9 protein-coding genes are annotated in these 14,461 nt (G+C 38.8%); 5 read left to right on the top strand and 4 right to left on the bottom strand.

Going from position 1 to position 14,461, the window contains the following annotated elements:
- Positions 1-10 precede the first annotated feature (10 nt).
- Both AC0L6O_RS13670 and AC0L6O_RS13675 read right to left on the bottom strand, forming a co-directional pair.
- Positions 11-859 (bottom strand): alpha/beta fold hydrolase, encoded by an 849-nt coding sequence (locus tag AC0L6O_RS13670; protein ID WP_473303099.1) that lies wholly within the window; start codon positions 857-859, stop codon positions 11-13.
- A 1-nt stretch (position 860) separates the two neighbouring features.
- Entirely contained in the window at positions 861-2,204 is a 1,344-nt protein-coding gene (locus AC0L6O_RS13675) for a DUF1593 domain-containing protein (RefSeq protein ID WP_473303101.1), read from the bottom strand.
- 409 nt (positions 2,205-2,613) lie between these two features.
- Here AC0L6O_RS13675 and AC0L6O_RS13680 point away from each other — a divergent pair, with 409 nt between their 5' ends.
- From AC0L6O_RS13680 to AC0L6O_RS13695, 4 genes are all read left to right on the top strand, one after another.
- The gene (locus tag AC0L6O_RS13680) at positions 2,614-3,924 is read left to right on the top strand and encodes a nucleoside hydrolase-like domain-containing protein (protein ID WP_473303103.1); all 1,311 of its coding nucleotides are present in this window, start codon (positions 2,614-2,616) and stop codon (positions 3,922-3,924) included.
- Between the two features lie 53 nt (positions 3,925-3,977).
- A complete protein-coding gene (locus AC0L6O_RS13685; RefSeq protein WP_473303105.1) occupies positions 3,978-6,062 on the top strand; it encodes an aceric acid hydrolase in 2,085 nt (694 codons plus the stop codon).
- Positions 6,063-6,128: 66 nt separating this feature from the next.
- Positions 6,129-7,811 carry a glycoside hydrolase family 28 protein gene (locus AC0L6O_RS13690; protein WP_473303107.1) on the top strand — a complete coding sequence of 561 codons (1,683 nt, stop codon included), beginning with the start codon at positions 6,129-6,131 and terminating at the stop codon, positions 7,809-7,811.
- Positions 7,812-8,043: 232 nt separating this feature from the next.
- Positions 8,044-8,982 carry a nuclear transport factor 2-like protein gene (locus AC0L6O_RS13695; RefSeq protein WP_473303108.1) on the top strand — a complete coding sequence of 313 codons (939 nt, stop codon included), beginning with the start codon at positions 8,044-8,046 and terminating at the stop codon, positions 8,980-8,982.
- Between the two features lie 330 nt (positions 8,983-9,312).
- Here the strand turns inward: AC0L6O_RS13695 and gpmI are convergent, their stop codons facing one another.
- Both gpmI and AC0L6O_RS13705 read right to left on the bottom strand, forming a co-directional pair.
- Positions 9,313-10,848 (bottom strand): 2,3-bisphosphoglycerate-independent phosphoglycerate mutase, encoded by a 1,536-nt coding sequence (gene gpmI, locus AC0L6O_RS13700; protein ID WP_473303110.1) that lies wholly within the window; start codon positions 10,846-10,848, stop codon positions 9,313-9,315.
- Between the two features lie 69 nt (positions 10,849-10,917).
- The gene (locus tag AC0L6O_RS13705) at positions 10,918-12,156 is read right to left on the bottom strand and encodes a M16 family metallopeptidase (RefSeq protein WP_473303111.1); all 1,239 of its coding nucleotides are present in this window, start codon (positions 12,154-12,156) and stop codon (positions 10,918-10,920) included.
- Between the two features lie 113 nt (positions 12,157-12,269).
- Between AC0L6O_RS13705 and AC0L6O_RS13710 the strand changes: the two genes are divergently transcribed.
- Complete coding sequence (locus tag AC0L6O_RS13710; protein WP_473303112.1) at positions 12,270-14,444, top strand: FdhF/YdeP family oxidoreductase; 2,175 nt, start codon at positions 12,270-12,272, stop codon at positions 14,442-14,444.
- The last annotated feature ends 17 nt before the right edge of the window (positions 14,445-14,461 follow it).

Here is a 14,461-nt window from a genome sequence, read left to right on the forward strand (position 1 = left end):
CTCTATTTGGTTAATTATCATTAAATATTTTATTGAGCCAATTGATTATTTCTTTGTCATAATCTGGCGAAAACTGTTTCCAATCTGTAAGGCGATGAGGAGCTCCTGGAATTGTCAATAATTCGCAAGACACGCCATTGGCCAAGAGCTTATTCCTGAATATAAGCGACTGCTCATAAGGCACTGATTTATCGGTATCTCCATGAACTAATAGAAACGGCGGCAAACCTGCTCTTATATGATTTACTGGCGAAAGAGCCTTCAGCATACCTAAAGACTCCGCGGTAATTTCTGTTGGTCTGTTTAATAAACCACGCTGGGCTCTTCCCAAAATATTACCCCGCATAGGAAGCTCCTGCACAAAATCTGTCAAAGGAGCAAAACCAATGACAGCTTGCACCGCAATGCTTTCATCTACTACCGTGGCGGCATACGTAGCCAAATGCCCCCCTGCCGAATAACCAATAAGCACTATACGGGAAGCTTCTCCATTATACGTTCCAGCATTTTTCTTTACCCACCTGATGGCCGTTTGCACATCTTCTTGGCACGCTGGCCAACGATTTTCAGGAGCTAAACGATAATTAATGGAGAAGGATACAAAATCTGTTTCATGAAGTATTTCTAAAGCAGGGGCATCACTTGCGTTTGCCTTATCTCCACCTGTCCAACCTCCGCCATGTACATAAATAGCTACAGGATGTAAGCCTTTCTTATCTGGCTGATAAACATCTAAAAGAAGTTCTTGCTCTCCTGCTTTCCCATAAATCACATCACTGTGACTGGGTAACAGGACTTGAGCTAAACCTATCAAAGGAAAGGCACATAAAATAGATAGTATTATTAATTTAAACTTCATACTATTTTACTGTAATAACCACTCTTTGATATCTCGTTAAACTAGGTGTTCCATTATCATTCACTTCACAAATCACATGTATGGTGTCACCAGGCTTTGCGTTTACTGGAATTAGCAGTGAGGTACTTTTCTTTGATGATTTTTTGATGGTGACATTCCCTTGATAGCTTCCTGCATCATTATACTGCCACCACTTATAGGTCAATTTATCTTTATCAGGGTCTGAGGTGCCTTTTGCACTTAGTTTAACAGCATCACCTGCCTTGGCTTCAATGTCTAATTCATTCTTAAGCACCACCACAGGAGGATGATTAGCCTCATAATAAGACTTCACACTCCAATCTGCTCTAGCAGCAAAATCGTTTTGAATAGCTCCTATCCATTGCCATATGGGTTTCATGTAATTTGTCAAAAGTGTATCGTTTGGAATCTCTAGTTTCATACGATTTCTTCCCCAAGCGTTCTTAGTCCACCATCGCCCTTCAGGGTACGTATAACCTGGCTCGTCCACCTTATCTGTCCAAGTATTGGCTCTTATATTAATGTATCTACCGCCCCAGCCACCAAAGTCCGGAGACTCTAAACTTCTTAAACCTGTAGGAATGGTATGTAGAAAAGCCGGCGAATCACCTTCTGACCTAAAGTCTCCATTATCATGTGCTTTATAAAGCGAGCATAAGGCTCCATGCCCTTCCAAAATGTTTGGCTTCATCCATGCACCCATTAAATACTCCTGCTGCTCTTTTGGTAAAAACTGTTTCCAGTTATAGAAATAAGCTATAAACTGGTCGGAATTGATGGTTAAGATATTATACTTTCCCCAGTGTGGTTTTATGTAATTTTGATAAGTCTCATCTTGCTCCCAGATGAGGTAAAGTCTGATTTTATTTGCCACATACGCCATCTTTGCAGGATGTTCTTCTTCAATAGTTTTTAAAGCACGGGCAATGGTATTGGTTCCGCCCCAAGCTTGTAGCCAAATAGGTCTATTATCAGATTCGTCTAAAAGTACTTTGGTAATGAGCTCGGCACCTGCTGTCCTTTTTTCCATTTCTCCTTCCGACTCCACATTGCCAAGTAGCGTTCTCGCTTTTAAGTAATCGGGAGTAGGATATCGGTTATCATGCTTTAATAAATTAGGATACACCGCTGCATACGCCTCTAAATATGGAAAAGCCCAGTCATCTCCTGCCCATTTATGCCCTTGCCAGTGATACTGCGAACTTGAAGTAACTATAGCCTCCACATCCCATTCATTTGTATAAAGCAAAAAACGAACAAAAGAGCATTCGTCATCAATTTCGCCATCTGAGGTGACAATAACCCTCGTTCTTTCCCGACTCATGTCACTTTGCGAGAAAGCAGCATTTAATTGGAAAAGAAAACAAAAAGCAAAAAACCAATTCTTTGAAAACCTAATTAAGCTCATATTTCAATCTAAAAACGTTAAATCTCTATCCTATATAATTTAATATCAATCAAAAACACTTTTAGCACCAATCCTTACAGTATATCAAAGCAGCTACAGAATTGATAAATCAAGGGGATTTGTAAGGGTTAACACAATTTCAACCTTTGTTTAATTATACTAATTGAATATATATTTAAATCTTACCAAGACAAAAATAGACCCATCTCTTCAATTATCCACAAATTTGCTTTCGTTTTATTTCTTTTTATTTCGTTTATTTTCCTTTTAGCTTATATTTGTATCAATAAGAGTTAATTCTCTACAATAATACTTTAACCCTATAATGAGAAATACAGCTTCAAAAGCATTAAAAAGGCTTTTGTCATACGCCACTTTGGTTTTTATGGCAATGGCTTTTATTCAATGTAAAGGCTCCGAAAACATTAGCGAGAAGCCCAGAGTTATCATAAGTTCTGACATAGGCGGCACTGACCCCGACGATTTTCAGTCTATGATTCACGCTTTTATGTATGCCGACCAGTTCCAGCTAGAAGGACTTATCTCCTCTCCCTTTGGCAATGGTACAAAGGCAGACATTGAAATGATTATAGACCTTTACGCCAAAGATTTAGGTCAATTAAAAAAGCATGCTCCAGACTTAACAGAGCCTGAAGCTTTAAGAGCTATTTGCAAACAAGGCTCAAAACTAGAGGCTCCTTTTAAAGGTTATACCAAAGCAAGCGAAGGTTCTGACTGGATTATTGAATGTGCAAAAAGAGAATCTGACCAACCATTATGGGTCTTAGTTTGGGGCGGAATTGAAGATGTGGCTCAAGCCCTGCATGATGCACCTGAAATCACTGAAAAGATTAGGGTTTACTGGATTGGCGGGCCAAATAAAAAATGGAGCTCTAATGCTTATGCCTATATAGCAGATAATCACCCAAACCTATACATGATAGAAGCCAATGCCACATACAGAGGCTGGTTTATGGAAGACGAAAACGCTCCTAAAAATATGAGTGGGGCAGCCTACTATAACAACTTCATAAAAGGACATGGAGCTATGGCAGATAACTTTATCAATCATTATAAAGGACATATCAAAATGGGTGACACGCCATCTTTAGCCTACCTAATGAATGGCGATGCAAATGACCCAACCACCGACAGTTGGGGTGGAAAATTTGAGAAAATTGACAGAAGTGCTCGCTACATTTTCCAAGGAAACACTACTACTAAAGACACCGTAAGTGCTTATGCTATATTAGAATGGCGTTTTAAAGGCCCAGAATTAGACATTCCACAAGATTCTTCTTGCTTCACAGCAAACATTCAAAATCAAGTTTGGCTAGGCTATTATCTTGGCAATGGCGTTTATACCGTTCGTTACTCTTCCAAAAAGCCCGAAGTAGGTTCTTATGAAACACATAGTGCCATAAAAGAACTGGATGGTTTAAAAGGCCAGTATGTGAGCACCATCCCGTGGCCGGGCAAACCTAACAAAGACGACTATATTTTAGGCAACCAATGGTACGGAGATGTATCAACCCCTGAGCTCTTTCTTAAAGACCAGCAAGGAGCTAAAACTATCTCAAAATATAGAAAGGAATACTTAATGGACTGGGCCAAAAGATGGGCCTGGATAAACTAAGCTACAGCATTTAATAAACAATCATTTCAACCCAATTAATTGAAAATTTTAACATGAAGAAAGTCCCTTTATTACTCCTCCTAGGTATTATCTCTGTTTCCTGTAGTGAAACAGAAAAAAAGGAACCCGTTCAGCAATCTCAACAATCCTCTTCTTTAAATGCGGATAACCTTACGTCTAATAAGAGTTTGGTTAATACCTCTGAAAGCCCTTATGTAAAACTTCAAGCATTGGGCATTGACGAAGTAAAACTAAACAGTGGCTTTTGGGCTGAAAGGCTAGAAACCTGTACAGAAACTATGATTCCTGAAATGTGGGGCATTTATAGTGATCCAGAAAGAAGTGGAGCCTTAAGAAATTTTGAAGTGGCGGCTGGTGTAAAAGAAGGTAAACACAAAGGTGCTCCTTTTCATGACGGCGATTTCTATAAAATGGTAGAAGCGGCTAGTATGGCCTATGCAGTTACCAAAGACGAGAAATTCACACGCATGATTGACGAAGTAATACCCCTTTTTAAAGCATCACAAAGAGAAGATGGTTACATCCATACTCCTGTTATGATTGACCTTAAAAATCATCCTGAAAAAGCTCAAGAGTTTCGTGAGCGATTAGATTTTGAAACCTATAACATGGGGCATTTAATGACAGCCGCTTGTGCTCATTATAAAGCCACCGGAAAAACAGATTTATTAGATTTGGCTAAAAACGCAGCCGACTACCTGTATAACTTTTGTCAGAAATTCCCTGAAAAATTAGCCGGAAACGCTATTTGCCCTTCTCATTATATGGGAGTGGTAGAAATGTACCGTACCACCAAAGACCCTCGCTATTTGGAACTATCAAAACAGCTGATTGACATCAGAAGTATGCTAGAGAATGGTACTGACCATAATCAAGATAGAATTCCGTTTAGAGACCAAACAAAAGCGGAAGGACATGCCGTGAGAGCTACATACTTGTATGCAGGTGTGGCAGACGTTTATGCAGAAACAGGTGACAAAACATTGAAAGATGCTCTAGATAAAATCTGGGACAATATGACTTCTACTAAATTATACATCACAGGTGGAGCAGGAGCTCTTTATGACGGCGTTTCGCCAAACGGTACCACCTATAAACAAAACGACATTCAGCAAGTGCATCAGGCCTTTGGAAGAGAATATGAGTTGCCAAATGCAGGTGCTCATAATGAAACCTGTGCCAATATTGGTAGTGCATTATGGAACTGGAGAATGTTTCAAACAACGGCAGAAGCCAAGTATGCCAATTTGATGGAGACTACACTTTATAATAGCGTTTTGTCTGGTGTAAACTTAGATGGTAAAGGTTTCTTTTATACCAATCCACTGAGCAATACTAAGGGATTACCGTTCAATTTAAGATGGCCAAATGTACGTCAAGATTATATCTCAAAATCTAACTGCTGCCCGCCAAATACTATCAGAACTATAGCTGAAATAGGAAGTTACCTATATAGCAAAAACGCAGATGGAATCTGGTTTAACATGTATAGCAGTAGTGATGTACATACTAAACTAGGCGAAGAGGAAATTCAATTGACTCAAACTACAAACTACCCTTGGGATGGTGATGTTAACATCAGTATTACAGCAGCTCCTTCTGATGAAAAACAGCTAAATTTCAGAGTACCTGACTGGTGTAATAATGCTTCCGTTTATGTAAACGGTCAAAAAGTACAAACTAACGCTACCTCAAGTTCTTACCTAACTGTAAGTCAAAAATGGAAAAAGGGTGACCAAATCAAATTTGTGATGGATATGCCTGTACAGCTAATTGAAGCCAACCCAATGGTGGAAGAAACCAGAAACCAAGTGGTGGTAAAGCGTGGACCTTTGGTTTATTGCCTAGAAGCAAATGATTTGAAGAAAGGTCAAAACCTTGCTGACATCATTATTCCGTCAAACATTGCTTTAAGTCCTGAGAAAATGAAAATCTCAAACAGCGAAATTGTTAGTCTTGTAGGTACAGCCAACACAACGCAGAACAATTGGAAAAACGACCTTTACAAACCGCTTAATTCGAAGAGTAATACTGCACAAATACGTTTGATACCGTATTACGCTTGGGCCAATAGAGAAGAGGCAGACATGGCGGTATGGTTGCCATTGGGCAGATAATTTCAGACTTTTATAGCGTGTAAACATATTTATTTAACCAATACACCTTAACCTTTCTAAATTATAATGACAAAAAAACATTTTTTAGTATTCCTATCAGCTTTCACCTTTTTACTAGCTAGCTGCACAGAACAAAGTAACAAATCAACCTCTGGTTTTTATGAGGATATTGAATTTGAAATGGCTCTGGTTAATGAGCCTGTAATTCCATCAAACTCTGTAAATATTACGGACTTCGGTGCTGTTAGTGGCGGTCTGGTTGACAATACCAAAGCTTTTGAAGACGCCATTGCTGCAGTTACAGAAAAAGGTGGAGGGAAAGTTATTATTCCTGCCGGTATCTGGCTAACTGGTCCTATCATATTGAAAAGCAAACTTGAAATGCATGCAGAAGCTGGTGCTTTAATCAGGTTTTCTACCAATAAAGACCTCTATCCTATTATAGAAACTAGCTTTGAGGGCTTAAACACTTGGCGTTGTCTTTCTCCTATTTATGGCAAAAATTTAGAAGATGTAGCTTTTACGGGCTCTGGCGTTTGGGATGGTTCTGGAGAAGCATGGCGTTCTGTAAAGAAAGGAAAGCTGACAGAGTCTGCATGGAAAAAACTAGTAGCTAGCGGCGGTGTCTTAAACGACAAAAAGAACCTTTGGTCTCCTTCTGAGCAGTTTATGCTGGGAGCCAATAATGCAGACCAAAACGTACGTCATGACTTACATACCAAAGAAGATTTCTTAGCCATTCGTGATTTCCTGAGACCAGTGATGGTGAGTATTCAAAACAGTAAAAGAGTTATGCTTGATGGCCCAGTTTTTCAAAACTCTCCTGCATGGAATCTACACCCACTAATGGTAGAAGACCTAATTGTTAGAAATGTTACGGTGCGTAACCCTTGGTATTCTCAAAACGGAGACGGTATTGATGTGGAGTCGTGTAAAAACGTCATCGTAGAAAACTCTAGCTTTGATGTAGGTGATGACGCCATCTGTATTAAGTCTGGTAAAGACAAAGACGGTAGAGACCGAGGTGTACCATGTGAGAATTTGATAATCAGAAACAACATTGTGTATCATGGTCATGGTGGCGTAACGGTAGGTTCTGAGATGTCTAGCGGTGTAAAAAATATGCACGTTTCTAACTGTACTTTTATGGGTACAGACGTTGGACTTCGTTTTAAAAGTACGCGTGGCCGTGGTGGTGTAGTAGAAAATATCTATATCAGAGATATTAGAATGACTGATATTCCTACCAATGCTATCTCTTTTAATCTTTACTATGGCGGAAAGTCTATTTCTGAGACATTGGCAGAAGGTGGTGCTCAGGCTACGTCTGAAAGCATTCCGGTAACAGAAGAAACACCACAATTTAAGAATATTGTCATCAAAGACGTGACAGTAAATGGTGCTAAGCAAGCCGTTTTCCTTCAGGGGCTTCCAGAAATGAACCTAGAGAATGTAGAAATCACAAACCTTATGGCTGAAGCTCAAAATGGTTTTTCAATTATTGACGCCAACGGCGTTAGGGTTACAAATGCCAAATTGAACATCAAAAATGACATTGTCTTTGATGTTTTAAATACAAAAGACTTAACCCTAACAGACATTGATTTTGGTTCAAAATCTGCTGAGGCTGTTAGAATAAATGGTTCTGCTAGTGAAGCTATAATCTTAAATTCGTCGGCTACGGTTGACTTCAATAAGCATACTGCTGTAGGTGAAAGCGTATCAAAAGATGCTGTTAAGATAAACTAAGAGTTATTATCATTCTGAATAAATCTTAAAAGGTGATTAGAGCTAATCCATGCTCTAGTCACCTTTTTTTGTGAATAGCTATTTTCATTCGGACAATATTTATAGGGCTTCGGACACTATTTAGGGTCATTGGGATAAGATCGGTTGCATGCACCCCAACATAATTGGTAATTGGGTTTACTTTTTAACTAAACCCGTGCTAGTCAGCACTATAAACATAGACCTAATAATCATGAAAAAAATAACTATATGTCTATTGATGCTATTGCCTTTTGTAGGCTTTAGCCAAAAAAAAGTAAACGGAACTATTTATATCGAGCACCCAGCACTAGGAGTAGTAGATGCTTTCACCAAAGCTTTAGTTAAAGGAGATACCACCGCCATGGCTAAACTCATGACAGATGACTTTAGAGCCTACAATCCAGTAACTTCTAGTCGTTTTGATAAAGGTGAAAGTAAATCAAACTTTCTACAAACCGCCAGAATTTGGTTTGAAGGACTTAACTATTTTTCTATTGAATCAGCCGAAGGCTCTTATCCAGATGCCTTTGAATATACTAAAGACCCAAGTGACAATAATGCCGTAACTGTAGATAGCTGGGATATTCTAAAAGGAGTACATAAGAAAACAGGTGTTAAAGCTGATATGTACGTACATCGTTCATTTTCGCTTACAAAAGACAACAAGATTAGAAGGGTAGCAAATTATATTAACCCGGAATTTGGAAACGAAATTAGAAGAGGATATAGTGAAAGGAAAAACGGAATCATTTATAACCAGCATGAAAACATCAATTCTCTAAGGTTAATGATGGCAGCGGCTGAATATTTAGATATAGATAAGTATTATAGCTTTTTTGACGAAAATGCCACTTATACTGACATAAATAACCCTTCAGATGAGCCAATTACGATTGATGAATTAAAGGAGAATAACAAGAAATTCCTAGAGGTTTTTGAGATAGTACAAATAGAGCAAATTGGTTACCCTGACTATATGGAATATGAAATGGGAGGTACTGGGGTGTTATACTCTTGGTGGGATTTTCACGTCATAAGAAAATCTGATAAAAAGGAAATTACCGTTCCCTTTCATTACCAGCATAATGTAAATAAAGAAGGTAAAATAGGGCATACCATTGTTTACTACAATGGTGCATTGTTTAAGTAAGACCTAGTCACAACTTAGAAGGCCTTCGGTACTACGCTGAAGGTCTTTTTCTTTTTCAAAAACAGTTCAATCTACATGAATAAATAAATTTGAATGCGTCAAAGAAGCAACTCAGAAGCCATAAAACGCCGATATTAGCCTTTGACCATGCTGTGGTCGGCATCTCTCCTTTCAATCTATTTATTCTAATATTTTCTAACCTCTCTGAGCTCATTTTTAAAGCCGAGTAACTTTGAATACAAAGACCAAAGCGTGGTCAAACATTCTTCCTAGGAAAATAAAAAAAGGAGCCTTCCGACTCCTTTTTTATATTGTACAACACAGTTTTTTTTAAACTAAAACATTACCCGTCATTTCGGCAGGGATAGCTACATCCATCATTTTAAGGATGGTTGGTGCTACGTCTCCTAGCTTTCCGTCCTTAGGCTGACCTTTATATTCCGGGTCTACCACTATAAACGGAACTAGGTTTAAAGAGTGAGCTGTGTTTACAGACTTATCGTCGTTTAGCATGTAATCTGCGTTTCCGTGGTCTGCTATTATGATAAAAGAATATCCGTTTGGCAATCCAGCTTCTACCACATCTTTCAAACAAGCATCTACCGTTTCTACAGCTTTAACTACAGCGTCAAAATCTCCCGTATGCCCTACCATGTCTGGATTGGCAAAATTTAAACACACAAAATCAACTTCACCCTTTTTAAGTTCTGGTATAATACCATCTCTAATATCGGCAGCTGCCATTTCTGGTTTCAAATCATAGGTAGCTACTTCTTTTGGCGACTGAGCCATAATTCTACTTTCGCCTATAAATTCTTTCTCACGACCACCTGAGAAGAAGAACGTTACGTGAGGATACTTCTCTGTTTCTGCTACCCTAACTTGCTTTTTACCAGCAGCTTCCAAGACCTCACCCATGGTATTTACCAAATTATCCTTTTCATAAATAACCTCTACGTTTTTATATGTAGCATCATAGTTAGTCATGGTTAAATACTTCAGTTTTAAAGGATGCATATCTTGCTCTGGGAATGCTTCTTGCGTAAGAGCCATGGTAATTTCACGTCCACGGTCGGTTCTGAAATTAAAGCACATTACCACGTCCCCTTCCTCTATTACAGCCACAGGTTTATCGTATTGCTCCACCACTATTGGTTTCATAAATTCGTCTGTAACACCAGCGTCATAGGCATCTTGAATCACAGAAAGTAAACCACCGTTTGAAACTTTATACTCACCATCACCTTTAACCATGGCATCATAAGTAAGCTTTACTCTGTCCCATCTTTTATCTCTATCCATGGCATAATACCTTCCTGTAAGAGAAGCTATTTTACCACCATGCTTAGCCAAATGTAGCTGTAAATCTGAAACAAAATCTTTCCCTGATTTAGGGTCTGTATCTCTTCCGTCTAAAAAGCCATGTACAAAAACATCTTTACAACCTGCTTCTGACGCAATTTTAGTAAGACCCTTTAAATGCTCAATATGAGAATGCACACCACCATCAGACACTAGACCTATAAAGTGTACCTTTTTATTGTTCTTCTTAGCATAGTCAAAAGCATTTTTAAGAACAGGCTCATTTGCCAGTCTGCCTTCTTCTATCTCTACATTAATTTTTTCTAATTGCTGAAAAACCACTCTTCCAGCTCCTAAATTCATGTGACCCACTTCAGAGTTTCCCATTTGACCGTTAGGCAAACCTACCGCTCTTCCAGAAGCCTCTAATGTACTGTGAGGATAAGTGCTCATTAAATGGTTAAAATAAGGAACATTTGCCTTTTCAATGGCAGAACGCCACTCTTCTCCTACTTTAGGAATTCCCCATCCGTCTAATATGATTAATGCTACTTTCTTATTCACGTCTTTATATGTTTAGTGTTTCTACTTCTTATTTCTATTTGCTGCGTGTTAAACAGCACTTATTTCTTCTTAATTGACAGCTCTGTAAAACATGGTGCTACAGTTTTCTGGCCTAAGTACTTTTTTAGCCATTTCCTGAAAATTTTCAGGCGTAATAGCTGCCAACTTCTCTGCATCTTTATTACACAACTCTGGGTCACCGTAATTTGCAGCAAAGGCCAAATTCATGGCTCTAGTGAGCAATTCTACTTCAGAAAATTGGAGGGAAGCTTCCGCTTGGTTTTTCACCTTTTCTAGCTCTGTTTCTTCCATAAGTTCCTCTGTCAATTTAAGAACAATCTTTTCGACAGCTTCATTCCCTTTTTCTATACTTATTCCTTCATTTAAATTCCCGCTTATCATTAATAAACCGGGGTCTAAAGAGGAAGAAATGTAAGCATTAATGTTATTAAATAGCCCTTGCTCTTTTACCAGTTCTTTATAAAGTCTCGATGACTTCCCTCTACCTAAGACATCGCTTATTAAATCTGCTTTATGGAAATCTTCATGATACCTACCTGGCATATGATACGCCTTATAAAGTGCATTTAAAGGCACTTTGGCTTCGGTCTCTAAAAATCTGGCTTCTGTCTGAACAGGCTCTACAGGTAGTTTCCTTTCCTTTTTTGGTCCTGCCGGAATATCACCAAACCATTTTTCGCTTAGCTTTTTCACCTCTTCTAGGGAGATGTTTCCCGCCACCACTAAGGTAGCATTATTTGGTCTGTAATGCGTAAAGAAAAAATCCTTCACGTCTTCCATGGTAGCATCTTCTATATGTTTGATTTCTTTGCCTATTGTTGCCCATTTATATGGATGATTTTTATAAGCTAAAGGCCTCATTTTTAACCAAACATCACCATAAGGTTGACTCAAATAACGCTGTTTAAACTCTTCAATAACCACCTTACGCTGTACTTCCAGTACTTTGGGGTCAAAAGAAAGACTCAGCATTCGGTCTGACTCTAACCAGAAAGCCGTTTCAATATTTGAAACCGGCAAGGTGATGTAATAATTAGTAATATCTGGCGATGTAAATGCGTTGTTTTCTCCTCCTACTTTTTGAAGTGGCTCGTCATAACTGGGAATGTTTTTTGACCCGCCAAACATCAAATGCTCAAACAAATGGGCAAAGCCCGTACGGCTTTCGTCCTCATCTCTAGAGCCTACGTCATATACAATATTAAATGCTGCTATGGGCGTAGTTTTATCTTCATGCAGATATACTTGAAGCCCATTTTTTAAGGCGAAATGTTGGTACGAAATCATTAATTCGGTTTTGCTTAATGCGTGGCAAAAATAAGGCTATTTGAAGATTTGAGAGATTATTTACGCTAAAATCATACTATTTTTTTACCTTCAAATTATCAAAAGAAAACCTATTGAAGACAAAATCTTATGTGGGCGGCTGGAAGTCCATTTTTTATTCGTTCCATGTCATTAAAGAAGCTGGACTAGGAAGTGTAGCCAAAACCATCACTTCTAAAAACACTTGCAAAACTTGTGCTTACGGCATGGGAGGTCAAAAAGGCGGCATGGTAAACGAAGCCAATGACAAAATAGAAATTTGCAAAAAAAGTCTTCAAGCTCAATTAACCGACATTCAAGCCGCTATTCCTGCCAATTTCTGGGAAGAGAATAGTATAGGACAGCTCCGCAAACTAAGACCAAGAGAATTAGAAATGCTGGGCAGATTACAGCATCCGCTACTAAAATTAAAAGGAGAAAGCCACTATAAAGCCATCACTTGGGAGGAAGCACTTTCTAAAATAGCCGACAAGTTTAAAGCTACCGCTCCAAACAATACTTTCTTTTATAGTTCTGGAAGAAGTAGCAATGAAGCCGCATTTCTGCTTCATCTTTTTGCCAGAATTTATGGAACCAACAATGTAAACAACTGCTCTTACTACTGCCATCAGGCCAGTGGTGTGGGCATGAAAAGTACTTTAGGCACAGGTACAGCCACCATTCAGGTACATGATATCAAAAAAGCAGATTTAGTCTTTGTGATTGGAGCAAACCCTGCTTCAAACCATCCTCGCTTTTTGACAGAATTATTACATGTAAGAAGGCGTGGTGGTAACGTAGTGGTGCTCAACCCTGCTAAAGAGCCAGGTTTGGTCAATTTTTCTATTCCGTCTGACGTAAGGTCCATTTTAAGTACGGGTTCTGATATTGCCTCACATTATTTGCAACCAAAAATTGGTGGCGACATGGCGGTACTTTATGGTATAGGCAAAGTACTTATAGAAGAAAACAAACTGAATGCTGATTTCATTAAGAATCACACCGAAGGTTTTGAAACATTTAAAAACAGTATAGAAAAACTTACTTGGCAGGATATAGAAAAAAGTGCAGGACTAAGTGCCGATGAAATTAGAACGATTGCTGATGTTTATGTCAAAGCTGAAAACGTAATTTTCTCTTGGGCTATGGGCATTACACATCATAAGCACGGTTCTGAAAATGTAGAAGCTATTGTCAATTTAGCTATGCTACGCGGCATGGTGGGCAGAAAAGAAGCTGGTTTATTACCGCTAAGAGGGCATTCTAATGTACAAGGAATAGGCTCTATGGGTGTAACACCAGCCTTGAAAGAAAAGGTATTTGAGAGCATTGAAAAGCATTTGAATGTAAAACTGCCTACCACTGCAGGCTGGGATACCATGAAATGCATGGATGAAGCAGACAAAGGAAATGTAGACATGGCCTTCTTGCTTGGTGGTAACCTTTATTCCTCTAATCCCAACCTGAACTTTGCCGACCAAGCCTTAAATAAAATCCCTTTTAAAGTTTTTGTAAACACCACTTTAAACGAAGGACATATAAAAGCCGTGGATGAGGAATGTCTGATACTTCCTGTACTGGTTCGTGATGAAGAAAAGCAAAAGACCACGCAGGAGTCTATGTTTAATTATGTGCGTATGAGCGATGGCGGTATTGACCGTATTTCAAACCTCCGCTCAGAAGTTGACATTATTGCCGAAATAGGAAGCCGTGTTTTAGGCGATAGCAAAGTTGATTTCAAGGCCTTCAAAAGCCATGAAGCAGTTAGAAAAACTATAGCAGCTGTGATTCCAGGTTTTGAAAAACTAAATGATATTGACGCTACTAAAGAAGAGTTTCAAATTTCGGGTAGAACTTTCCACACACCTGAGTTTAGCACCCCTTCGGGCAAAGCCCAATTCATTTTTAATCCCCTACCCGATTTAGATAGAGCAAAAGATGCTTTATCCTTAATGTCGGTAAGAAGCGAGGGGCAGTTTAACTCCATAGTATACGAAGAGCATGATGCATGGCGTGGCACAAAGCACCGAGATGTACTGCTTATGAATACGGAAGACATCGTAGAAAAAGGCTTTAAAAATGGACAACGAGTAAATGCTAAAAGCAAAACAGGGCAGATTGACAATTTTGAAATTGTGGAATTTGACATTGCCAAAGGCTGTGTTTTGGGCTTTTACCCTGAAACCAACTTTTTGGTTTCGTCTGAGACAGATGGTAGAAGTTTGACTCCCTCTTTTAAGAATACCGAAATTTGGTTAGAGGCTGTTTAGTTTGTCATGATTTTGGC

This window comes from Arcticibacterium sp. GJ41-1 (assembly GCF_055808875.1).